18 protein-coding genes are annotated in these 22,616 nt (G+C 69.6%); 3 read left to right on the top strand and 15 right to left on the bottom strand.

What is annotated here, in order from left to right; genetic code table 11:
• Positions 1–46: 46 nt before the first annotated feature.
• The 9 genes from ACFVJX_RS20060 to ACFVJX_RS20020 all read right to left on the bottom strand — a co-directional run bounded on the left by ACFVJX_RS20060 (position 47) and on the right by ACFVJX_RS20020 (position 9,380).
• On the bottom strand, positions 47–1,423 hold the full coding sequence (locus ACFVJX_RS20060; RefSeq protein WP_384126361.1) for an alpha-amylase family protein: 1,377 nt from the start codon (positions 1,421–1,423) through the stop codon (positions 47–49).
• A gap of 362 nt (positions 1,424–1,785) precedes the next feature.
• Positions 1,786–2,397, bottom strand: a complete 612-nt coding sequence (locus ACFVJX_RS20055; RefSeq protein ID WP_384126362.1) for a response regulator transcription factor — start codon at positions 2,395–2,397, stop codon at positions 1,786–1,788.
• Complete coding sequence (locus tag ACFVJX_RS20050) at positions 2,394–3,557, bottom strand: sensor histidine kinase (RefSeq protein WP_384126363.1); 1,164 nt, start codon at positions 3,555–3,557, stop codon at positions 2,394–2,396. The genes ACFVJX_RS20055 and ACFVJX_RS20050 overlap by 4 nt, the downstream gene beginning before the upstream one ends.
• A 14-nt stretch (positions 3,558–3,571) precedes the next feature.
• On the bottom strand, positions 3,572–4,312 hold the full coding sequence (locus ACFVJX_RS20045) for an ABC transporter permease (RefSeq protein WP_384126365.1): 741 nt from the start codon (positions 4,310–4,312) through the stop codon (positions 3,572–3,574).
• Complete coding sequence (locus tag ACFVJX_RS20040; protein ID WP_384126367.1) at positions 4,309–5,244, bottom strand: ABC transporter ATP-binding protein; 936 nt, start codon at positions 5,242–5,244, stop codon at positions 4,309–4,311. The genes ACFVJX_RS20045 and ACFVJX_RS20040 overlap by 4 nt, the downstream gene beginning before the upstream one ends.
• A gap of 172 nt (positions 5,245–5,416) precedes the next feature.
• A complete protein-coding gene (locus ACFVJX_RS20035; protein WP_384126368.1) occupies positions 5,417–7,342 on the bottom strand; it encodes a hypothetical protein in 1,926 nt (641 codons plus the stop codon).
• A gap of 416 nt (positions 7,343–7,758) precedes the next feature.
• Positions 7,759–8,205, bottom strand: a complete 447-nt coding sequence (locus ACFVJX_RS20030) for a DUF6113 family protein (protein WP_384126369.1) — start codon at positions 8,203–8,205, stop codon at positions 7,759–7,761.
• Positions 8,202–9,101 carry an N-acetyl-1-D-myo-inositol-2-amino-2-deoxy-alpha-D-glucopyranoside deacetylase gene (mshB, locus tag ACFVJX_RS20025; protein ID WP_384126371.1) on the bottom strand — a complete coding sequence of 300 codons (900 nt, stop codon included), beginning with the start codon at positions 9,099–9,101 and terminating at the stop codon, positions 8,202–8,204. Before mshB ends, ACFVJX_RS20030 begins: the two co-directional genes overlap by 4 nt.
• Before the next feature lie 84 nt (positions 9,102–9,185).
• Positions 9,186–9,380 (bottom strand): hypothetical protein, encoded by a 195-nt coding sequence (locus tag ACFVJX_RS20020; protein ID WP_384126373.1) that lies wholly within the window; start codon positions 9,378–9,380, stop codon positions 9,186–9,188.
• Between the two features lie 209 nt (positions 9,381–9,589).
• Here ACFVJX_RS20020 and ACFVJX_RS20015 point away from each other — a divergent pair, with 209 nt between their 5' ends.
• Complete coding sequence (locus ACFVJX_RS20015) at positions 9,590–11,680, top strand: alpha/beta fold hydrolase (RefSeq protein ID WP_384126513.1); 2,091 nt, start codon at positions 9,590–9,592, stop codon at positions 11,678–11,680.
• A gap of 31 nt (positions 11,681–11,711) precedes the next feature.
• On the opposite strand, the gene ACFVJX_RS20010 is transcribed toward ACFVJX_RS20015, so the two are convergent.
• From ACFVJX_RS20010 to ACFVJX_RS19985, 6 genes are all read right to left on the bottom strand, one after another.
• On the bottom strand, positions 11,712–12,833 hold the full coding sequence (locus tag ACFVJX_RS20010; protein WP_384126375.1) for a hypothetical protein: 1,122 nt from the start codon (positions 12,831–12,833) through the stop codon (positions 11,712–11,714).
• Positions 12,834–13,030: 197 nt separating this feature from the next.
• Entirely contained in the window at positions 13,031–14,419 is a 1,389-nt protein-coding gene (locus tag ACFVJX_RS20005) for an ABC transporter ATP-binding protein (RefSeq protein WP_384126376.1), read from the bottom strand.
• Positions 14,409–15,386: an ABC transporter ATP-binding protein gene (locus ACFVJX_RS20000; RefSeq protein WP_384126378.1), complete on the bottom strand. Its 978-nt coding sequence runs from the start codon at positions 15,384–15,386 to the stop codon at positions 14,409–14,411. Before ACFVJX_RS20000 ends, ACFVJX_RS20005 begins: the two co-directional genes overlap by 11 nt.
• 13 nt (positions 15,387–15,399) lie before the next feature.
• Complete coding sequence (locus ACFVJX_RS19995; RefSeq protein WP_384126380.1) at positions 15,400–16,380, bottom strand: ABC transporter permease; 981 nt, start codon at positions 16,378–16,380, stop codon at positions 15,400–15,402.
• Positions 16,373–17,296, bottom strand: coding sequence for an ABC transporter permease (locus ACFVJX_RS19990; RefSeq protein WP_384126381.1), 924 nt, complete (start codon positions 17,294–17,296; stop codon positions 16,373–16,375). The genes ACFVJX_RS19995 and ACFVJX_RS19990 overlap by 8 nt, the downstream gene beginning before the upstream one ends.
• A gap of 275 nt (positions 17,297–17,571) precedes the next feature.
• Positions 17,572–19,203: an ABC transporter substrate-binding protein gene (locus ACFVJX_RS19985; protein WP_384126383.1), complete on the bottom strand. Its 1,632-nt coding sequence runs from the start codon at positions 19,201–19,203 to the stop codon at positions 17,572–17,574.
• A 506-nt stretch (positions 19,204–19,709) separates the two neighbouring features.
• On the opposite strand from ACFVJX_RS19985, the gene ACFVJX_RS19980 reads away from it, so the two are divergent.
• Positions 19,710–20,735, top strand: a complete 1,026-nt coding sequence (locus tag ACFVJX_RS19980) for an ABC transporter permease (protein ID WP_384126384.1) — start codon at positions 19,710–19,712, stop codon at positions 20,733–20,735.
• A gap of 71 nt (positions 20,736–20,806) precedes the next feature.
• A complete protein-coding gene (locus ACFVJX_RS19975; RefSeq protein WP_384126385.1) occupies positions 20,807–22,594 on the top strand; it encodes an ABC transporter substrate-binding protein in 1,788 nt (595 codons plus the stop codon).
• Positions 22,595–22,616: the final 22 nt, after the last annotated feature.

Here is a 22,616-nt window from a genome sequence, read left to right as displayed (position 1 = left end):
GGGTTCTGGACCCCGCCCGCCGGGCGTCCGCGTTGTCGCGGTCGGCTCAGGCGTGCAGCGCCAGTGCGCCCTTCGCGGGAACGGCCGCCGTCACGGTGCCGCCGTCACCGACCTCCACGGTGTGGCCGTCACAGGCGTCCGGGGACGCCTCCGCCACGTTGCAGTAGGTGCCGGCCGGGAGCGAGGTGGTGAACGTCTCCTGGAGGGCGTCGTCACCGTTGTTGATGGCCACGAAGCCCTTGTCACCGCGGCCGAAGGCGATGGCCGACGAGCCGTTGTCCCACCAGTCGGTCAGCTCGGCGCCCTCGGTGGCGTTGTGGAAGCCGACCATGCCGGTGATCGCCGTCCGGGCGTGCACGCACGTCCAGCCGTCGCTGCCGCAGGCGGCCGCGCCACCGTTGGGCGGGCCGGCGTCCTTGTCCGACCACTCGTAGCCGGAGAAGACGTTCGGGGAACCGTAGGGCGAGGCCAGCATGAAGACGTTGGCCAGGGTGTAGGCGTCGCCGTCCTTGTACGTCAGCGTGGAGCCGTTGCGCTCGGTGTCCCAGTTGTCCACGAAGGTACGGGCGTTCGCGCTCGCCAGCTTGCCGTCGGCGACGCTCTTCAGACCGGTGAGCGAGCCGCCCTGGAAGGCGCTCTTGAGGTGGCCGCCGTAGCGGAACTCGTCCACGTCCCCGACGCCCGTGTACTCGTCGGGCTGCACGGCCTCACCACCGCCGTAGATGACCTCGGTGACCCAGAACCCCGGATCGTCCATCTTGCCCTTGATGGCCGCGATGTCGTCGGCCGCCATGTGCTTGGCGGCGTCGATGCGGAAGCCGTCGACACCCAGGGTGCGCAGGTCGGAGAGGTAGGCGGCGATCGTCGTCCGTACGGCGTCGCTGCCGGTGTCGAGGTCGGCCAGACCGACGAGTTCGCAGGTCTGGACGTCGTCGCGGTCGCCGTAGTTGCTGATGTCCTTGCGGCAGGCGTGGAAGTCCTGGTCCTGGAAGAACCCGGGATAGTCGTACTTCGTGTACTCGGTGCCGCCGGTGCCGGTGCCGGAGCCGGACGACATGTGGTTGATGACGGCGTCCGCGACGACCTTCACCCCGGCGGAGTGACAGCTCTCCACCATCGACCGGAACGAGTCACGGTCACCGAGGCGACCGGCGATCTTGTAGCTGACCGGCTGGTACGAGGTCCACCACTGATCGCCCTGGATGTGCTCGGAGGCGGGCGAGACCTCCACATAGCCGTAGCCGGCCGGACCGAGCGAGTCGGTGCAGGCCTGGGCCACCGCGTCGTACTTCCACTCGAACAGGGTGGCGGTGACGGTCTTGTCGCCCGGTGGGGTCGCCTGGGAGGTCCAGGGGGCGAGGGCGGTGATACCGGCGGCTGCGAGCAGGCCGGCCAGTGTCGCGCGAGCGGCGCGGGAACTCATGTGCGGCTCCTTCGGTCGCGAGCACGGACGGAGCCCGTACTCGTCGTGGGCAGCCACGCGCCTGGCCACCGTGGGGGGAGTTCGGAGCCTGCCGTTCCAGCGATGAACACGTCAAGAGGTCACGCAAGAATTTCCAGCATGTTTCTGAAATCATTTGCAGGGAAGGCGGGTTGGGAGAGCCAGGCGGCCTCACCGGTTCTGCGGCGCACCGCGACCGCTGCCACCACGGCGGCGGCCAGTGCCCGGAAAGCGTAGGCAGTCCACGGGAAGAGGTCGCCGGCGCGGCGCAGCGAGCCCCCCTCCTCCTGCCGGGGCCGGGGGGAACCACTCGGCCCCGGCCCCCCCGCGGGCACCCCTGGCGGCTACAGCCACCCCTTCTCGCGAGCCATCCGGACCGCCTCCGCCCGGTTGCGCGCCGCCATCTTCTGAATGGCTGTCGAGAGGTAGTTGCGGACCGTCCCCTGCGACAGATGCAGCACCGCGGCGATCTCCGCGTTGGTCGACCCGTCAGCCGCCGTGCGCAGCACCTCGCGCTCCCGGTCGGTCAGCGGACTGGCCCCGTCGGCGAGCGCGGCGGCGGCCAGGCCCGGGTCGATGACGCGTTCGCCGGTGAGCACCTTGCGTACCGCTTCGGCGAGCTGGGCCGCCGGGGCGTCCTTCACCAGGAACGCGTCCGCCCCCGACTCCATCGCACGGCGCAGATAGCCGGGCCGGCCGAAGGTGGTGACGACGACGACCTTCACGTCCGGGAGTTCGCGGTGCAGCTCGGCCGCCGCCTCGATACCCGTCATACCCGGCATCTCGATGTCCAGGAGGGCCACGTCGATGTGGTGGTCCCGGGCCGCGGCCAGCACCTCGTCGCCACGGGCGACCTGCGCGACCACCTCGATGTCCGGCTCCAGGCCGAGGAGCGCCGCCAGGGCTTCGCGCACCATGGACTGGTCCTCGGCGAGGAGGAGTCTGATCATGCTCATTCCCCGGATCCTAGGCCGGATTCGAGCGGAACGCCGAGGGCGAGGGTGAAGCCTTTGCCGGAACGGGAGTTGGTGGCCCGGGTGATCAGCGTCCCGTCGACACCGTCGAGGCGCTCGGCGATACCGGTGAGGCCGTTGCCCGGTGTCGTTCCGAAGACGCCGCGGCCGTCGTCGGCGACGGTGAGTTCCAGCACGCGTCCGTCGAGGGTCTGGCGGGGCGCGAGGGTGACCGTGCAGCGGCTCGCACCGCTGTGGCGTACGACGTTGGTGACGGCCTCCCGCAGCGCCCAGGCGAGCACCTCCTCCGCCTTCTCCGGGGTGTCCTCGGGCGCCTCGGCCGGGATCTCGGCGGTGATCCCGGCCGCGGCGAGGGCGGTCCTGGCCCCGGCGAGCTCGCCGGGGAGGGTCGGCCTGCGGTAGCCGGTGACGGCGCTGCGCACGTCCACCAGGGCCTGTCGGCCGACCCGTTCGATGTCGGCGACCTGCGCGGCCGCCTGCTCCGGGTTGTCGGGGAGCATCCGCCCGGCCAGTTCGCTCTTGAGGGTGATCAGCGAGAGGGAGTGGCCGAGCAGGTCGTGCAGGTCCCGGGCCAGGCGCAGCCGTTCCTCGTTCGCGGCGAGCTGGGCGACGGTGGCGCGGGCCTCACGGAGCTGGATGGTGGTGAGGATCATCTGCCGGATACCGGTCATCGAGAACCCGCCGAGCAGCGCCGGGAAGACCAGCGCCGTGATCACCTCGCGGGGATGGTCGCCCGTCAGGCCGATGACGATGAGCAGGGCGACCGCTATGGGGATCAGCCAACGGGCGGTCCGCAGCGGCAGAGCGGCTCCCGCGCAGACCGAGACGTACACGAACAGGACCAGCCACGGACTGCCGAGCGTCAGGGACAGCGTGACGGCCAGGGCGGTGAGGAAGGCCAGCGCGATCCGGACCTGTACCGGACTGAGCATCCTCGGCGAGGGACGGAAGACGAGGAGCAGGTAGCAGGCCACGAAGACGAACATTCCGACGGTGCCGAGCGCGGTCGCCCACCGGGTGTGGGCGCCGTCGACGAGATCCTTGATCGGCGCGCTCATGAAGGCGAGCCAGACGCCGATCCAGAGGCTCTTGATCCCGACCTGCTTGCGGTTCCCCGGCGGGAGCCCGATACCCACGGACATCTCGTCTCTCACCTTCACGCCTTCAGGGTGTCCTTCCGGTAGAGCCAGGCCGCGCTGCCCGCGAAGAGCAGGAAGTAGACGCAGAGGATGGCGATGTCCTTGCCGTGCGGCGCTCCGCCCAGCTCGACGGCCTGGCCGAGAGCAGCGTACGCGTGCGTGGGCAGCCATTCGGAGATGTTCTGGATCCACTGCGGGAAGGTGGTGGTGGGCATCCACAGGCCGCCCAGGATCGAGAGGCCGAAGTAGATGATCATGGTGATCGGGCGGACGGCGTCACCGCTGGCGAGGTAGCCGATCGCGACCCCGAGGGCGGCGAAGACCAGCGATCCGGCCCAGATGAGGCCGGCGAGCGCCAGCCACTGCCAGAGTTCGAACCGTACGTGCTTGGCGGACGCGGCGACGAGGAAGACGACCACGATGCAGGGCAGGGTGACCATCGCGGCGCTGGCGATCTTCGCCAGGACGTAGCCGCGGCTGGGCAGCGCGGTCAGCCGGAGCTGGCGGACCCAGCCCTTCTCGCGCTCCTTGGCGATGCGCTCGCTGTTGCCCATCAGGACGGCGGTCAGCGCGCCGAAGGAGGCCATGGAGACCATGAAGAAGGACTGCAGGGTCAGATCGGTGTTCGGCACCTTGTCGGTGGTGTTCTGGGTACCGGAGATCAGTACGTAGAGCACCGACGGATAGATGATCGAGAAGAACATGAACTTCTTGTTCCGCAGGGTGCGGGTCACTTCGAGCTTGATGAGCGTGTTCACGGGGTCCTGGCCTCCTCGGCCTCGGTGATGGCGACGAAGGCCTGCTCCAGTCCGAGCCCCGCGACTTCGAGCTCGCGCGGGTAGAGGCCGAGACCGTAGACGGCGTGCATGGTCGCGTCGGCGTTGTGCGACTGGATACGGACGCGGCGGCCGGTGACGTCGAGCGCGGAGAGGAACGGCAGGGCGCGCAGGGCCTGTTCGTCGATCGGTCCCTCCAGCTCGAAGGAGATCCGGCGGGCCCCGGCCATGGCCTTGATCTCGGCCGCGCTGCCGTCGGCGAGGATCCGGCCCTTGTGCAGGACCAGGACGCGGTCGGCGATGGCGTCGGCCTCTTCGAGGTAGTGCGTGGCGAACAGCACGGTGCGCCCCTGGTCGGCCTGCTCGCGCATGGTGGCCCAGAAGGCCTTGCGGGCGGTGACGTCCATCCCGGTGGTCGGCTCGTCGAGCACGATCAGGTCGTTGGCACCGGCGGTGGCGAGCGCGAACCGTACGCGCTGCTCCTGCCCGCCGGAGAGCTTGTTGACCATGCGGCCCGCGATCGAGGCGATACCGGCCCGCGACAGCACCTCGTCCACCGGGTACGGCTTGGGGTGCAGATCGCAGACGAGGCGGACCAGCTCCTCGACCGTGACCTCCTCCATCAGGCCGCCGGTCTGCAGCATCGCGCCGACGCGGCCGGCCGCGATGGCCGCCTGCGGGGTCATGCCGAAGAGCCGGACCGTCCCGGAGTCCGCGGTGCGCAGACCGAGCAGGAGATCCAGGGCGGAGGACTTGCCCGCGCCGTTGGGTCCGAGGAGCGCCACGGTCTCGCCGGGGTGCAGATCGAGGGTGAGCCCGTCCACGGCGCGTACGTCACCGTATGCCTTGCTGACCTGGTCGAAGCTGACCACGGCGGTTTTCGCCGCGGCGACTTCGGGGGCTGTCGTTGTCATGGCTCAAGCCTGGCAAACGGGGAGCGCGCCCGGCAGGGTCACGGGTCGTGAATCCGGGATGACAGATGTCATGCAGGACGCGTGACGGGGCCGGGGGCCGAACGAGCGGACGGCACCGCCCCCGGCCGGGGGTCCGGTCGGGGGCGGTGCCGTGCGGTGGTGCGGGCCGGTGTCAGCCGTTGCCGTCGAGGTCGATCGTGACGGTCCGCTCGGCCGGGGTCTTGCCGAGCAGTGCGCCCCTCATGGCGAAGGCCACGTCGTCGGCGTTGAGCTGGTGCTTCGTCCCGTCGCCCTTGGTGACCATGATGCCGTCGAACACCCCTTCGCAGAGGGTGTCGATGGCCTTCTTGTCGTAGTGGTCGGAGAGCTTGGTGCCGTTGTCGACCGGCACCATCGAGAGGATCTTCGGCAGCGACTTGGCAGGCCCGAACTGGATCTGCTTGGGCCCTGCCTTGATCGTGATCAGACCGGACATCGCGGGCTGCGCGAACGCCTTCATCGCCCGGTCCAGCTCGGCCTGGTTGATGGTGGGCTCGCGGGTGGTGACCGGCAGGTCGACGGTGGCCGCCCTGCCCGTCTCCACCTGGGCCCGGTAGGCGTCGCGCACCGATCCCATCGACCGGTTGACGTCGAGCGCCTTGCCCGCCTTGCCCGGTACGGCGACGGCCTTGCCCGGCTCGAACTTGATCGTGCCGTTGCTGGCCGAGCCCGAGGCGCCGGCCAGATCGGTCAGCGCGACTCCGAGCTTCTCCTGGTCGACCGGGATCACGGGTTCGATGTCCCGCTTGCCACCGAAGAGGGAGCCGATGACGGAGACCGGGTTGTAGTCGCTGCCCGCCGCCGCGCGCACGGTCGCCTGGCTGTCCAGGGAGAGCCCGGCCTTGTCCGGTGCGAGCTGTGTCTTCGTGCCGTCCACGCTCAGCTGGAGCGGGGACTTGGACCGACTGCCGAGAGCGGCTTCGAGCTTCTCGACGCCGTCCTCCTTGGTGCCGCCGCCGATGTCGACGCCGAGGACGGTGGTGCCCTTGGGGACGTCGGAGTGGTTCATCAGCAGCCCGGCGCCGTAGGCGAGCCCGAGCAGGCAGACGGCGGCCACACCGAGCAGGACCAGCTTCGAACGGCCCTTCTTCGCGGGGGCCTTCGCCGCCGCGGGCTCCGGTGCGGTACGGGCGGCGGGCTCGGGCGCCTGGGCGGCGAACCCTCCCGGGCCGGCCGGTCCGGTGCCCATCGGGTTGTCCGGGACCCGCGGTGTGAGATCGGGGCCCGGGAACGGCGGCTGTCCCGAGCGGCGCTCGGACGGCACGACGGGGATGCCGCTGTTCAGCGTGTCACCCGAGACGTTGTCACCGGGGCCGGAGCCGGCGGGCGGGAACTGCGGCGTGAGGATCGCGGTGTCGTCGGACATCCGCGGCGGCACACCGCCGGGACCGCCGGGTCCACCGGGTCCATTGGCCCCGCCCGGTCCGCCGGGACCGCGCCCGAAGGGGCCCGGTCCGTCGAGGTTCGGGGTGAGCGGGGAGGTGCCTGAGGCCGGCCCCGTGGTGGGACCGGACGGGCCCGGCGGCCGGATGCCGAGGTTCGGCGTGGAGCGCGGCCCGCCGGGACCGTCGGAGCCGAACTCGTCGGAGCCCGGCGCACCCGGCTCGTCCGGACGCTGCGGGGCGTCCGAGAAGTACGGCAGATCGGCGCGCGGTCCACCGGGCGGGGTGGCCCGGTCGGGTCGCGGGCCGTCGGCCCGGCCGGCGGGACCGGCGGCGAAGAAGCCCGCCCCGTTCGTACCGGCTCCGCTCGCGCCCGCACCGTTCGCACCGCCCGGCGTCGGAACACCCGGCGTCGGACCGCCCGGCGAAGCGCCCATGGGCGTGTCCGCCGAGGTCGGCGTCGGGGCCTTGCGCGGCGCGAACCAGTCGCTGCCGCTCTTCTCCCTCGCCGGCTTCTCGGCGGCGGGCTCCGCCGCGGGGGCGGCCCCGTCCCCGGCGTCGGGGCCCGGCGTCGGGGTCCCCTGCCCGCCGTCGGGCGCGGACGCGCCCGGACGCGGGGTGCTGCCGGTGCGCTCGTTGCCCGGGCCGCCGTCCGCGTCGCTCATCGGCGTACGCATGACGACCGGCGGGATGGGACGCGAGCCGGGGATGTTGATCCGGATACGCGTCGTCAGCGTCGTCTCGGTCCTCGGCTCTTCGGGCTGAGGCGGATCCGCAGGCTCCGGAGTCTCCTCCGGGGCATCCTGCGAAGGGTGCAGCGACGGATACTGGCGGGATCCGTACGGCGGCGTACCCGAGGGGTACGCGGCTCCCCCGCGGCCCTGGGGCCCGGAGGACGAACTGTCAGTTTCACGACTCAAAGCAGGTTCTCCCGATTGGCTCCGCCGCCCGTACTTCCCCCGTGCCGCAGGCCAGGGGGCGGAGGCGCGCGAACCACCTTACTGGCCGCGGCCGACAGACACCCCGCGACCGGGGGAAACGACTGCGCACCCCCCGGACGGACAGGGGGCATTACGGGATCGGACGTGGCACATTACTTGCCAGGTCGGCCGCTGTCGGCACCCGGCCGGGGCGACCGCGACATGGTGGCACAGATCACAGCCACGGCCATCCCGCCCAGCATGAAGAGGGCCAGGCCCAGTTCGTCGCCGAAGACGTAGTCGCCTTCCGGGCGTCCACCGAGCAGAACAATGACCGAAATCAGCCACCCCGCAGCGGGTGCCAGGGCGCCCGGCTGCGTACCCATGAGGACCCGGCCGCCGTAGAAGAGGCCGCCGGAAGCGAGCAGCGCGAGCAGCAACCCGCCGGGGAACCAGGCGGCTTGGACCAGTGTTCCGGCGATCCCGACGATCGCGCCGAGGACCGCGAGGCCCACCAGGGCGGGGATCCGGCGGGGGTTGAGGGGGGCGGCCAGACCGGTGGCCGGAATGTCCCTCGGAGGCGCGTTCGTCCGTGCCGCCCGCGACCTGTCGCTGCTCACTGGTCCGCTCCTGTCACACCGGCGAAGAGGTCGTGTTCCCGGGTACCGGCGGCGGCGCCCGGGGTTCCGCTCACCAACTCGTAGTACTCGGTGGTGAGGACGGGCTGGCCCAGGTCGTTCGACAGGGCGAAGAAGGGGCCGCTCAGCGCGATCTGGGTGGCGTGCGCGCGCATCGCCGCGGTCTTCGCCGCGGCGTGGGCGGTGCCGTCGATCTCGGTGGTGATCAGGGTGTCGTTCACCACACCCGGTACGTCGTCGATGGCGGCGATTCCGGGGAAGGCGTCCGGGGCGGTGGCCCGCAGATCCGCGAAGGCGTCCTCGGCGACCGTGCGCGGCACCCGGTTCCAGTAGATCTTGGCGATGGTGTGCGGGGCTCCGGAGCCGGTGCGGTGCGCGGGGTCGGCGGCCAGTTCCGCGGCGCGCGTCGCGACCCGGTGCGCCTGGATGTGGTCGGGGTGCCCGTAGCCCCCGTCGGGGTCGTAGGTGACCAGGACCTGGGGGCGGACCGAGCGGATCACCTCCACGAGGTACCCGGCGGCCTCGTCCACGTCGGCGGACCAGAAGGCGCCGGGGCGGTGGTTCTGCTCGGCGCCCATCATTCCGGAGTCCCGGAACCGGCCGGGGCCGCCGAGGAAGCGGTGGTCGGTGACCCCCAGCTCCTTCATCGCCGCCGCGAGTTCGCCCTGCCGCCAGGGGCCCAGCGCGTCGTCGCGGTCGGCCGCCAGATGCGCGAGCGCGGGCGGGATGACCTCGCCCTCCTCGCCGAGCGTGCAGGTCACCAGGGTGACCAGGGTGCCGTCGGCGGCGTATCGGGCCATCGTGGCGCCGTTGTTGATCGACTCGTCGTCGGGGTGCGCGTGCACCAGGAGCAGACGCCGGGCGGGGAGGTCCGTCATGGGGACCACCCTACGAGCCCGCGGACTCCCTGGCCGACGGCGCCCACGCACCGGGCGCCGACGAACCGCGGACGGTTGCCGCTCTCAGAATTTGAGTCCTCCGATCATGCCCGCCACATTCGTCGTCACCTCGGAGATGGTGGGCGCGACGGACGAGCTGGCGAGATAGAAACCGAGCAACATGCAGACCACCGCATGTCCGCCCTTCAGTCCGGACTTCCGGACCAGCAGGAAGACGACGATCGCCAGCAGCACCACCGCCGAAATCGAGAGTGCCACGGCGGTTCACCTCCATCAGTACGGTCGGGACGGGCAGCACGCATGGAGCCAGCAGGTTCATACCCACCGAGCGCTACGGATCATAACTATCCGTGGCAAGGCATTGATCGGGGCACGGCAGCACGAGGGGCGCACGGCGGGAGCCCGGCCGATAGGTTCGGCACATGACTTCGTCAGAGATCACCTTCCCGCTGCAGTTGGCCCGGACGATGCGATTCACCCTCGGCGCACCACGCGCGTTCACGGTGTCACCCGATGGTGAGCGGGTGATCTTCCTGCGCTCGGGTTCCGGCACGGACCGGACGGGGCGGCTCTGGGTGCTGGACCTGACCGGCGACGGCGCACCGCGCGAGCGGGTGGTGGCCGATCCCGCGGCGCTGCTGGGCGGTTCGGCGGAGCGGCTGTCGGCGCAGGAGCGGGCCCGGCGCGAGCGGAGCCGCGAGGGTTCGTCCGGGGTGGTGGCGTACGCGGTCGACGCGGCAGCCGAGTTGGCGGCGTTCGCGCTCTCCGGGAAGGTGTACGTCGCGGATCTGCGGGCGGGAGGGGCGCGCGCGCTGCCCGTGCCCGGACCGGTGATCGATCCGCGCCCCTCCCCCGACGGGCGGCACATCGCATACGTGTCCAAGGGTGCGCTGCGCGTCGTCGGGGCGGGCGGCGAGGACGACAGGGCGCTCCTGGAGCCGGAGGACGCACAGGTCTCCTACGGCCTCGCGGAGTTCATCGCGGCCGAGGAGATGCAGCGCTTCCGGGGCTTCTGGTGGTCGCCGGATTCGGACCGGCTGCTCGTCGCCCGGGTGGACGACAGCCCGGTGCAGCGGTGGTGGATCGCCGATCCCGCGCACCCCGGGCGCAAGCCCGCCGAGGTCGCGTACCCGGCGGCGGGGACGGCCAACGCCGAGGTTCGGCTCTTCGTCACGGACCTCGCGGGGAAGCGCACCGAAGTGCTGTGGGACCGGGGCCGGTTCCCGTATCTGGCTCAGGTGCACTGGTCTTCAGCCGGGGCGCCCCTGTTGCTCGTGCAGGCCCGTGACCAGCGCAGTCAGCTCCATCTCGCGGTGGACCCGGAGACCGGTACGACCCGGACGGTGCACGTCGACGAGGACCCGGTCTGGCTGGACCTGTTCCCGGGGGTGCCCGCGTGGGCGCCGGACGGGCGGCTGGTGCGGATCGCGGACGAGGGCGGGGCGCGGGTCCTCGCGGTCGGCGACCGGCCGCTGACCGGGGCCCAGTTGCAGATCAAGGCGGTCCTGGACATCGGCGGATCGGACGTCCTGGTGTCGGCGTCCGCCGGTGAGTCGGCGGCAGCCCCGGAGATCGGCGAGAGCCATGTCTACCGGGTCAACGAGCTGGGCGTGGAGCGGGTCTCGGAGGGCGCGGGCGTGCATTCTGCGGTCCGCTCCGGCGGGGTGACGGTACTGGTCTCCACCTCGCCGGACCGGCCGGGAGCGGTCGCACGGGTGTTCCGGGACGGGAAGCCGGTCGCGACCGTCGCGGACCACGCGGAGCAGCCGGTCCTGTCCACACGGGTCCAGCTCACCGAAGGGGGCGCACGGCGGATTCCGTGCGCCGTGATGCTCCCCACCGGCTACAAGGAATCGGATGGTCCGCTTCCGGTTCTGATGGATCCGTACGGCGGGCCGCACGGCCGCCGGGTGGTCGCCACCCACAACACGCATCTCACCTCGCAGTGGTTCGCGGACCAGGGTTTCGCCGTGATCGTCGCGGACGGCCGGGGCACCCCGGGGCGTTCACCCGGCTGGGAGAAGGCGGTGAAGGACAACTTCACCCTCGCACTCGACGACCAGGTCGAGGCACTGCACGCGCTTGCCGGGCGGTTCCCGCTCGACCTGGGGCGGGTGGCCATCCGGGGCTGGTCGTTCGGCGGCTTCCTGGCGGGCATGGCCGCGCTGCGGCGGCCCGACGTGTTCCACGCGGCCGTCGTCGGCGCCCCGGTGACCGACCAGCGGCTCTACGACACCCACTACACCGAGCGCTACCTCGGGGACCCGGCGGTGCAGCCCGAGGTGTACGCGCTCAACTCGCTGCTCACCGACGAGGGGTTGTCGCACGCGGCCGAGCAGGTGCGGCCGATGATGATCATTCACGGCCTCGCGGACGACAACGTGGTGGTCGCGAACACCCTGCGGCTCTCGTCGGCGCTGCTCGCGGCGGGGCGGCCGCACGAGGTGCTGCCGCTGAGCGGGGTGACGCACATGACCCCGCAGGAGAAGGTGGCGGAGAACCTGCTACTGCTCCAGGTCGACTTCCTGCGGCGGTCACTGGCGGGCCCGGCCACCTGAGGCCCGCCTGCCGGAGATTGCGGGACAGCCCTCACCAGCCCGGCGGCGGCTGGGAGGGCGGCGGGGGCGGGCCGAAGCCGCCACCCTGCGGGTATCCGTATCCCGGGGCGGGCGGCTGCCGCCCCGGGTACGGGCCGGCGTCCTGTCCGGGATGCGGATCGGGGCCGTACCCCGAAGGTCCGTAACCGGGAGGCCCGTATCCCGGCGGGCCGTACCCGGAGCCGGAGTCGTACCCCGGACCGTACGGACCGGGGATGTCGGCGAAGCCTCGCGGCGCCAGCGCGATCAGCACCAGCACGGCGGCGAACGTCTCGAAGAACCAGCTGGCCAGCATGAGCTGGGTCTCGGTCGGCAGCGAACCGAAGTGGTCGAGCAGGTCGTAGTGCACGGTCCGGTACACGCCCAGCGCCCCGCCGACCAGCAGCAGGGCGGCGGCGACCAGGCCGAACGGCCGCGTGTGGACGGCGTGGAAGAGCGCGCTCACCCCGGCGACCAGGCACATCAGCGCCAGTGCCACGGTGCCCCAGCCCGCGGGCGGATCGATCAGCCCGTGCACGCCACGGTCGCCGCCCAGGTACCAGTCGGGAAAGAGGTCCGGGTACTTCACGATCTGGCGGACCTCCCAGACGATCAGCACCGCTCCGGACGCGCACAGCAGGAGGAACGCCGTGACGGAGGCGCCCGGTCCCGGCCGGGACGGTGTCCGCTCGTAGGAGTCGGCCGGTGGCCGGCGGCCCGCCCCGGCGGTGATGATCAGCGCGATGCCGGCCGCGAGGCCCACGAAGGCGCTGATCAGCGCCCGGGTGCGCAGCTCGTCCGGGAACGAGGACTCCATGGCCCGGCTGCCGATGTCCCAGATTCCGGGCAGCCGTACGGCGAGGGTGATCACTCCGGTGGCGACGAGCACGGTCGCGGCGACCGACGAGCGCAGCGCGGCGACGGCGGCGGCCACGTAGACAACGAGCAGGGCGACGTCGGTGGCCGTGGTCGCGGGCAACGCGTGCGGTCGCGCGTCGTAGAGACCGGCCCAGTACCGCCACAGCTGGTCGAAGTCCGCGGCCCTGATGTCGCGTACGAGCCAGCTCGCCACGGTCACCGCGAGCACCGCGCACAGGACGGCTCCGGTGACTCTTGCTCCGCGGGTGAGTATCACCCGAGCGATACTCCACCGCGCCCGGCCTCCCGACAAGGGGGGCCGCGACCGCGCTGGCCCCGTCGGGCGACCGGCCGGGGGACTTGACGGCCCCCGGCCGGTCCACGGCACCCGCACGGCCGTACGTCGTCCATGCTGACGGGTCCGTATATCGGACGTGCGACAGGTGAGTTGCCCGCGCGTTAACGGTCCGGCGGTCAGCCGGCCCGGCTGCTCCCGGAGGGTGGCGGCGCCTCGTCCCCGTCCCCGGCCGCCGCACCACCGAATCCGTCCTCAGGCGCCGCACCACCGGATCCGTCCCCAGGCGTCGCGCCCCCGGGCCCGTCGCCGGCCACCGCGCCCTCCGACCCGTTCCCCGCAGCCGGGCCCTCGGCACCGGACGACGGTGGCTTCCGGGCCTCCCGGTCCACCTTCTCCACGTCCGGACCGCTTCCGCCCTCCCCCGGCGTCGGCTCCAGCGTCCCCTCCGGCGGCACCACCCGCTTCTCCTCCGCGAAGTGACAGGCCGAATCGTGCTTCGCGGGCGTCTCGGTCAGCCGGAAGACCGCGGGCACGGCCAGCAGCGGCACCTCCAGCTCGCACCGCTCCTGCGCCTTCCAGCAGCGGGTGCGGAAGCGGCAGCCGGAGGGCGGGTTCGCGGGCGAGGGCACGTCGCCGTGCAGGATGATCCGCTCGCGGTACTCGCGCGCCATCGGGTCCGGCACCGGCACCGCGGAGAGCAGCGCCTGGGTGTACGGGTGCGTGGGGTGCTCGTAGATCTCCTCGTCCGTGCCGATCTCGATGAACCGGCCCAGGTACATCACGCCGACCCGGTCCGAGATGTGCCGGACGATGGAGAGGTCGTGGGCGATGAACACGTAACTCAGGTGGAACTCCGCCTGGAGCCGGTCCAGCAGGTTGACGACCTGTGCCTGCACCGACACGTCGAGCGCGGAGACCGGCTCGTCGGCGACGATGATCTCCGGGTTGAGCGCGAGGCCGCGGGCGATGCCGATGCGCTGGCGCTGTCCGCCGGAGAACTGGTGCGGATAGCGGTTGATGTACTCCGGGTTGAGACCGACGACGTCCAGGAGCTCCTGCACCTTGCGGCGCCGGTCGCCCTTCGGGGCCACCTCGGGGTGGATCTCGTACGGCTCCCCGATGATGTCGCCGACCGTCATACGCGGGTTCAGCGAGGTGTACGGGTCCTGGAACACCATCTGGATGTTGCGGCGGACGGCCTTGAGCGCGCGTCCGGACAGCTTGGTGACGTCCTCGCCCTTGTACCTGATCGCACCGGCCGTCGGCTGTTCCAGGTGCACCAGCATCCGCGCGACGGTGGACTTGCCGCAGCCGGACTCCCCCACGATGCCGAGCGTCTCGCCCGCCGACAGGTCGAAGGAGACCCCGTCGACCGCCTTGACCGCCCCGATCTGCTTCTTGATCACGATGCCGCGGGTGAGCGGGTAGTGCTTGACGAGGTCGCGCACCTCCAGAATCGGTTCCCTGCCCGCCTGGGCGCTCGTCTCGCGTGACTTGGCCAGCAGGGCCCGAGCCACCTCGCCCTCCTGGCGCGCTTCCCTGCGCCCCGAGTGATCAGCGTGCATCGAGCGTCTCCTTCCAGAAGTAGCAGGCGCTCTGACGGTTCCGGGCCACGTCGAACAGCGGCGGTACGTCGGTGCGGCAGACGTCCTGGGCCATCGGGCAGCGCGGGTTGAAGGCGCAGCCGGGCGGGATGTGCAGCAGGTTGGGCGGCAGCCCCTTGATCGCGTACAGCTCCCGTCCCTTCTGGTCCAGGCGCGGGATGGAGCGGAGGAGGCCCTGGGTGTAGGGGTGCGCGGGGGCCCGGTAGATGTCGTGGACCGGTGAGGTCTCGACGATCCGGCCCGCGTACATCACGGCGATCTTGTCGGCGACGTCGGCGACGACCCCCAGGTCGTGGGTGATCAGGATCAGGCCCATGTTCAGCTCGCGCTGGAGCTCGGCGAGCAGGTCCATCACCTGGGCCTGGACGGTGACGTCGAGGGCGGTGGTGGGTTCGTCCGCGATGATCAGCGAGGGCTCCAGGGCCAGCGCCATCGCGATCATGATGCGCTGGCGCATACCGCCGGAGAACTGGTGCGGGTAGTTGCCGACCCGTTCCTTGGCGGCCGGGATGCGGACCCGGTCCATCAGCTCGACGGCCTTCGCCTTCGCGTCCTTGCGGGAGAGCCCGCGGTGCACGACGAACATCTCGCCGAGCTGCTCCCCGACCGTCAGCACGGGATTCAGGGAGGAGAGCGCGTCCTGGAAGATCATGGCCATCTCCTGGCCGCGGATCTTCCGGCGCTCCTCCCTCTTGAGCTTCAGCAGGTCGCGGTCCTTGAAGAGGATCTCGCCGCCGCTGATCTTTCCCGGCGGCATGTCGAGGATGCCCATGATCGCCTGTGCGGTGACCGACTTCCCGGAGCCGGACTCGCCGAGCACGGCGAGCGTCTCGCCCTCGGCCACCGAGTAGTTGACCCCGTTGACGGCCCTGACGACCCCGTCCCGGGTGTGGAACTCCACCTGCAGATCGCGCACTTCGAGCAACATGGCAGCGGACTCCTCAGCGCAGCTTGGGGTCGAGGGCGTCGCGCACCGCGTCGCCGAGCATGATGAACGCGAGCACGGTGATCGCCAGCGCGCCGGCGGGCCAGAGGAGCATGTGCGGGGCGTTGCGGATGTTCTGCGAGGCCGACGAGATGTCGATGCCCCAGCTGACCGTGGGCGGCTTCAGGCCCACGCCGAGGTAGGAGAGCGTCGCCTCAAGCGCGATGTACGTGCCCAGCGCGATGGTGGCCACCACGATGACGGGGGCCACCGCGTTGGGTGCGACGTGCCGCAGCAGCATGCGGGAGTTGGACGCTCCGAGGGCGCGCGCGGCCTGGACGTAGTCGTGCTGCTTCGCCGTGATCACCGCGCCGCGGGCGATCCTGGAGATCTGCGGCCAGCCGAGCAGCACCATGAATCCGATGACCGGCCAGACGGTGCTGCTGGTGACCACGGAGAGCAGGACCAGACCGCCCAGCACCACGGGAATGGCGAAGAAGATGTCCGTGACACGGGAGAGGATGGCGTCCCAGGCCCCGCCGAAGAAGCCCGCGAGCCCTCCGAGGAGGCCGCCGAGGAGCGCGACTCCCAGGGTGGCGCAGACGCCGACGGTGACGGACGCCCTGGCGCCGTAGACGACCCGGGTGTAGACGTCGCAGCCCTGGGCGTTGAATCCCATGGGGTGGCCGGGCTGTGAGCCCTGCTGGGCCTTGGCCAGGTCGCACTTGAGCGGGTTGCCGGAGGCGATGAGCGAGGGCCAGATCGAGATGATGATCAGGAAGAGGATGATCAGGGCCGAGATGATGAAGACGGGGTTGCGCCGCAGGTCGCGCCAGGCGTCGGCCCACAGGCTCCCCGCCCGCTCCTGGGCCCCGCCCCCTTCCGGGCCGTCCGGCGTCTCCTCCAGTGTGGTGCCCTCGCTCGTGGCCAGGTCCGCCGCTCCGCCGGCACCGGTCCCGGCAATGGCGTTCTGGGGCTCGGGCTGAGGTTCAGGCATAACGGATCCTCGGGTCGAGTACGGAGTACAGGAGGTCGACGACCAGGTTGGCGACGAGGAAGACCAGCACGAGGATCGTGGCGAAGCCGACCACGGTCTGGGTGTTCTGCCGCAGGATGCCCTGGTAGATCTGGTATCCGACGCCATGGATGTTGAAGATCCGCTCGGTGACGATCGCGCCGCCCATCAGCGCGCCGATGTCCGTACCGATGAAGGTGACGACGGGGATCAGCGAGTTGCGCAACAGGTGGCGCACGATGACGCGGCGTCTGGGCAGACCCTTCGCCACGGCCGTGCGCACGTAGTCGGCGCGGGAGTTCTCGGCGATCGATGTCCTGGTGAGGCGGGTGACGTAGGCGAGCGACACGGAGGCGAGCACCAGCCCGGGGAGGATGAGTTCGTCGAACGGCGCGTCCGAGGACACCGTCGGGGAGATGACGGACCACCTCACGCCGAGCAGGTACTGGAGTACGTAGCCGGTGACGAAGGTGGGGATCGCGATCACGACGAGCGTCGCCACCAGGACCGAGTTGTCCACGACACGGCCGCGCCTGAGTCCGCTGATGACGCCCAGCGTCACGCCCACGATGATCTCGAAGAGGATCGCGACGACGGTCAGCCGCAGGGTGACCGGATAGGCGGACGCCATGAGCTCGGTGACCTTCTGCCCGTTGAAGGCGGTACCGAAGTCTCCGGTGAAGACATTGCCCATGTAGGTCAGGTATTGCTGCCAGACGGGCTTGTCGAGGCCGAACTCCTTCTGGAGCTGGGCGGCGGTCGTCGGGTCGCACTGCCGGTCGCCGCAGAGTCCGGCGATCGGGTCGCCCATCACGTTCACCATCAGGAAGAGCAGCAGCGTGGCCCCGATGAAGACCGGAATCATCTGGAGCAGACGACGGATCACATAACGCCCCATGTCACCCTCCGCACATCGATCGGGCAGCGGACTCCGGCCGGCGCTCGCTCCGCGGCGGATCGGGATCTGATGAACGACTGCATCGCGCAGCCACCTCCCTGTTGCCGTGAACCAAATAACATCCCATTTCGTACCGAATAGCACCTTCTGTGCACCCTCGCGGGAGCACGGGTACGCCGGAAGGGGCCAAACGTGTGACGGGCGCCGGGGCCCGCAGAAGGCACCGTGGCCCGGCACCCTTCGAGGGGTGCCGGGCCACCGCGGTCGTTACGGGATCACTTGACCTTGATCTCGCTGTAGACCGGCACGCTGAAGGGGTTCAGCGCGACGTTCGAGACGTTCGTGGAGTAGCCGGCGCTGCCGTTCTGGTACCAGAGGGGAATGGCCGCCATGGTGTCCCGGACCACCGCCTCGGCCTCCTTGAAGGTCTTGACCGCCTTGGCCTTGTCGGACTCGGCGTTGGCCTTGTCGACCAGCTTGTCGAACTTCTCGTCCGACCACTTTCCGTCGTTGGACGAGGCGTTGGTGTAGTAGAGCGGCTGCAGGAAGTTCTGGATGAGCGGGTAGTCCATCTGCCAGCCGGCACGGAACGGGCCCGTCATCTTCTTCTGCGTGATCTTGTTCCGGAAGTCGGCGAACGTGCCGGTCGGGCTGCCCACGCACGCCTTGTCGTTGCCCAGCGCGTTGTTGATGCTGTTGCAGACCGCGTCCACCCAGTCCTTGTGGCTGCCGGTGTCGGCGTTGTAGCCGATCTTGACCTGGCCGCCCGGGATGCCGCCGCCGTCCGAGATCATCTTCTTGGCCTCCGCGGGGTTGTAGTCGCAGAGCGTGCCGCAGAAGCCCGCCTGGTATCCGCCCGCGGCGCCCAGCACCGGCGAGGTCCAGTCCGTGGCCGGGGTCCGGGTCTTGTTGAAGATCGTTTCGGTGATCTGCTTGCGGTTGATGGCCATGGAGAGACCCTTGCGGACCTTGTCGCTGTCGGCCGTGTCCCAGCCCTTGTCGTAGAACGGGAAGGCGAGGGTCTGGATGATGCCGGCCGGGGTGTTGATGTAGCGGTCGCCGAGGTCGGACTTGACGTTCTTCAGCTGCGAGGCCGGGACGTCGTCCACCAGGTCGAGGTTGCCGGCCACCAGGTCGGTGTAGGCGGTGTTGTTGTCGGTGTAGACCTTGAGGTCGATGCCGCCGTTCTGCGCCTTGTCCGGGCCGGGGTACTTGTCCCACTTGCGCAGGGACATCTGCGAGCCCTTGGTGTACGAGTCAATGGTGTAGGGCCCGTTGCCGACGGGCTTCTTCAGCCAGGCCGCGTGGTTCTTGAAGAAGGACTGGGGCAGCGGGGCGAACGCCGCGTAGCCCAGCGTGTCCGGCCACAGCGAGAACTTCTGGCTGAGCTTGACGGTGAAGGTCCTGGCGCCGGTGACCTTCAGCCCCGACATCGCACCGGCGGCCTGGGAGCCGGAATCCGGGTGCACCTTGCCGTAGCCGTCGATCTGGGCGAAGAAGTAGGCGTTCTTCTGGTTGTTCTTGAGGCTCGCGCCGTAGTTCCACGCGTCCACGAAGGACTTGGCGGTGACCTTCTCCCCGTTGGAGAACGTCCATCCGTCCTTCACGGTGATGTTGAAGGTCTTCGAGTCGGAGGTGTCGATCTTCTCCGCCAGCATGTCCTCGGCCGCACCGGTCTTGGGGTTGTACCGCTTGAGCCCCCGGAAGACCATGTCGAGGACCTTGCCGCCCTGCACCTCGTTGGTGTTGGCCGGCTCCAGCGGGTTCTGCGGGTCACCCCACGAGGAGCTCACGACCCCATCGGCGCCTCCACCACCACCACTGTCGCCCCCGCCGCCGCAGGCGGTCGCCGCCAGGGCGACGGCGACCGCGCATGCGGCCCACTTGACCTGTGTGGCTCCGCGCATGGAGTGCCTCCTCATAGTGCTCCGTCTCACTTGAAGTCAAATATCACCTCACAGCAGGACTTGCGCATATTTACTCCCGCCATCCGGGCGCGACGGAGGTCGCCCGGATCCGGCCGGAGGGCACTGGGCGGACACTTTTGACAGGGGCACGTCACCTCGACGGCGGGACCGCAACCGGCCTGACGAGCGACGAAGCGGTAACGGCGAAACAACGAACGCGCATCTACCCGGCATGCGCCTGACCGGATGCACGAATTCCGAGACATTACCGCCCGGATATCGAACACAATGCCGCAGTTCCATCGATTTGCCCAGGAATTTCGCCTGGATCGAGTAAAGGAACAGTAAAGACACGGCCGGCATAAGGTCATGTATAGGTCAAGCTTCCAAAGAGCGGCTCAAGCCGGTCCGACATTCATTGACCCTGCATGAATTGCGTTGAAAAAGTCCGGGTAGCCCGTAGGTGTGCCCTGCGGAGTCCTTCGACCCTCCGGGCCAGGAGCACCATGACGATTCCAACCTCGAACGCGGCAGCCCCTCTTGAGGTGGCGGCGAAGGCGCTTGATCCATCCGGATCCCCGGCGCCCAAGGGCAGTGACGGCCGGTCCCCGGGAAAAATGGCCTGGCGACGGTTCAAGCGTGACCGTACCGGTGTCATTTCGGCTTATGTAGTCATTTTTTTCTTTGTCGTCGGTATCTGCGCGCCGTTGATCGCCAAGCTGTACGGGAAGGATCCGTACACGACGTACGGAGCGAACGACACCAGTCTGCTGGACGATTTCGGCTCGCCTGTGCTGCCCAACGGTGGCATGAGCGGCGAATACTGGTTCGGGGTCGAGCCCGGCCTCGGCCGGGACGTCTTCACCTTCCTGCTCTACGGCATCCGCAACTCCCTGCTCATCGCCACGGCCACGACCCTGCTGGTGGCCGTGATCGGTATCGCCGTCGGCATCACCGCGGGCTACCTCGGAGGGAAGACGGACTACCTGGTCGGCCGGGTCATCGACATCCTGTTGGCCTTCCCGTCCACGCTCTTCTTCATCGCCTTCTGGCCGGTGCTGATTTCGATCCTGGTCTCCCCCGAGGAGTCCACCCCGGTCTGGCTGACCGTCATCAGCCTCATCATCATCATGACCGCTTTCGGCTGGGCGTCGATCGCCCGCCTGCTGCGCGGCGAGGTACTCGCCCTGCGCGAACGCGAGTTCATCGAGGCGGCCCGGGTCACCGGCGCCTCGCCGGCCAGGATCATCTTCAAGGAACTGCTGCCCAACCTCTGGACGCCGATCCTCATCCAGGCCACGCTCGCGCTGCCCGCCTTTGTCACGGCGGAGGCCGGTCTCTCCTTCCTCGGTGTCGGACTCACCGACCCGACACCCGACTGGGGCGTGATGATCCAGCGCGGATCGAACGTCTACCAGAGCGACATCACGTTCATGCTCTTCCCCGGCGTGACGATGGTGATCTTCGTGATCGCCTTCAACCTGCTGGGTGACTCGGTCCGTGACGCACTGGACCCGAAGACCAAGCGCTGAAACGCACTTCCTCCGGCCGGGCGACGGGGCCCACCGGATCGTTCGTTCTCCCTCGACCAGAGCAGGAAGCCATGTCCCTCTCCCGCAGAAACTTCGTCATCGCCACGTCGGTCGCAGCCGGCGGTTCGATGGTCCTCTCCGCCTGCAGCAGCGGCAGCTCCAACACCGACAAGGGTGGCAAGGACAGCGGTCACGGTGGCGCCGACAAGTACACCGGCTCGGTCGTCGTCGGCACCAAGGCCGACTCCACCGGCCCCGCGGCCGAGATAGCGGGGGCGAAGAAGGGCGGCACGATCCGCGGCATCGCCCCAAACGACTTCTCGCACCTCGACCCGCAGCGCATGTACTTCTCGTGGAACTCCGCGGTCGGTGACCTCTTCCTCCGCTGCCTGACCGGTTACAAGATCGCCCCCGACGGCTCGATGAAGCTGGTCGGCGACCTCGCCACCGACGCGGGCACCATGAGCGACGCCGGCAAGACCTGGTCCTTCACGCTGAAGGACGGCCTCAAGTGGGAGGACGGCAAGGAGCTCACCGTCGAGGACGTGCGCCACGGCATCGAGCGCGGCTTCGCCAGCTTCACCACGGAGGGAGCCGGCTACGCCCAGCAGGCACTGACCGGCTCCACCGACTTCCGCTCGAAGTACAAGGGCCCGTTCAGCGGTAAGCACCTCGCCTCGGTCGAGACCGACAAGGCCGCGAAGACCATCACCTTCAAGCTCGCCGAGTCCCGCCCGGACTTCAACTTCACGCTGGCGATGAGCTCCTACGGTGCCGTCCCGGTCAAGGGCGACAGCAAGGAGAAGTACGACAAGGACCCCGTCTCCTGCGGTCCGTACCGGATCAAGGCGCACTCCGTCGACAAGTCGATGACGCTGGTACGCAACCCGCACTGGGACCCGCAGACGGACTCGATCCGCAACGCCTACCCGGACAGCTTCGTCTACGAGTTCGGCCCCGAGTCCCTGCAGGCCTCGGACCGTCTGATCGCCGACGACGGCGACGACAAGTACGCCGTCATGGCGTACAGCGGTGTCCCCGCCGAGCGCATCCAGAAGGTCCTCACCGACCCGGAGCTGAAGAAGCGCACCTTCAACGGTCTGCTGACCGGCATCTACTACTACGCCATCAACACCAAGCGGATCACCGACCTGAAGGTGCGCCAGGCGCTCATCCACGCCTGGCCGCTGGAGCAGATCCGCAAGATCTACGGCGGCCCGTCGGCCGGTGACTACGCGACGTCGATCCTCAGCCCCGACATCCTGGGCTACGCCAAGGACGACGTCTACGGCAAGGCGAAGAAGCCGCAGGGTGACCCGGAGGCGGCCAAGAAGCTGCTGAAGGAGGCCGGCAAGACCGGCCAGAAGATCGTCTACGCGTTCCCGAACGGCGCCAACTACGACAAGACCAAGGTCGTCATCGAGAACGCCCTCAAGGCGGCCGGCTTCGACCCGGTCATCAAGCCGCTGGACGCCACCAGCTACTACGACCAGATCCAGCAGATCGACAACAAGTTCGACGTGATGTGGTTCGGCTGGGCCCCGGACTGGCCGACCGGCTACACGCTGATGCAGCCGCTGTTCGACGGTGGCACGATCGCCAACGGCGCCAACAACATCTCGCAGCTGAAGGTCGACTGGGTCGACGCGGCGATCAAGAAGAACGTCGTCATCGCCGACCCGGAGGAGGCCGGCAAGGCCTGGGCCGCCCTCGACAAGCGGATCATGACGGAGGAGGCGCCGATCATCCCCGAGACGTTCCAGCGCCGCTTCTACCTGTACGGCGAGAAGGTCGGCGGGGCCATGTTCCACCCGCAGTACTCCTCGGCCGTCTTCTACAAGCTGTTCGTGAAGGCCTGACGCCGACACTCCTGAGGCGGGG

The sequence above is a fragment of the Streptomyces sp. NPDC127177 genome (assembly GCF_042672475.1).
In the GTDB taxonomy this organism is placed as follows: domain Bacteria; phylum Actinomycetota; class Actinomycetes; order Streptomycetales; family Streptomycetaceae; genus Streptomyces.
This window is presented reverse-complemented; position numbering and strand designations above follow the sequence as displayed.

Excerpts from the sequence above, each read along its gene's own strand:
- ACFVJX_RS20015 (WP_384126513.1), top strand. The coding sequence starts at position 9,590 with ATGCGATTCACCCTCGGCGCACCACGCGCGTTCACGGTGTCACCCGAT.
- ACFVJX_RS19975 (WP_384126385.1), top strand. The coding sequence starts at position 20,807 with ATGTCCCTCTCCCGCAGAAACTTCGTCATCGCCACGTCGGTCGCAGCC.
- ACFVJX_RS20035 (WP_384126368.1), bottom strand. The coding sequence starts at position 7,342 with ATGCGTACGCCGATGAGCGACGCGGACGGCGGCCCGGGCAACGAGCGC.
- ACFVJX_RS19995 (WP_384126380.1), bottom strand. The coding sequence starts at position 16,380 with ATGCCTGAACCTCAGCCCGAGCCCCAGAACGCCATTGCCGGGACCGGT.
- ACFVJX_RS19985 (WP_384126383.1), bottom strand. The coding sequence starts at position 19,203 with ATGCGCGGAGCCACACAGGTCAAGTGGGCCGCATGCGCGGTCGCCGTC.
- ACFVJX_RS20055 (WP_384126362.1), bottom strand. The coding sequence starts at position 2,397 with ATGAGCATGATCAGACTCCTCCTCGCCGAGGACCAGTCCATGGTGCGC.
- ACFVJX_RS19980 (WP_384126384.1), top strand. The coding sequence starts at position 19,710 with ATGACGATTCCAACCTCGAACGCGGCAGCCCCTCTTGAGGTGGCGGCG.
- ACFVJX_RS20060 (WP_384126361.1), bottom strand. The coding sequence starts at position 1,423 with ATGAGTTCCCGCGCCGCTCGCGCGACACTGGCCGGCCTGCTCGCAGCC.
- ACFVJX_RS20000 (WP_384126378.1), bottom strand. The coding sequence starts at position 15,386 with ATGTTGCTCGAAGTGCGCGATCTGCAGGTGGAGTTCCACACCCGGGAC.
- ACFVJX_RS20040 (WP_384126367.1), bottom strand. The coding sequence starts at position 5,244 with ATGACAACGACAGCCCCCGAAGTCGCCGCGGCGAAAACCGCCGTGGTC.
- ACFVJX_RS20005 (WP_384126376.1), bottom strand. The coding sequence starts at position 14,419 with ATGCACGCTGATCACTCGGGGCGCAGGGAAGCGCGCCAGGAGGGCGAG.
- ACFVJX_RS19990 (WP_384126381.1), bottom strand. The coding sequence starts at position 17,296 with ATGGGGCGTTATGTGATCCGTCGTCTGCTCCAGATGATTCCGGTCTTC.
- ACFVJX_RS20050 (WP_384126363.1), bottom strand. The coding sequence starts at position 3,557 with ATGTCCGTGGGTATCGGGCTCCCGCCGGGGAACCGCAAGCAGGTCGGG.
- mshB (WP_384126371.1), bottom strand. The coding sequence starts at position 9,101 with ATGACGGACCTCCCCGCCCGGCGTCTGCTCCTGGTGCACGCGCACCCC.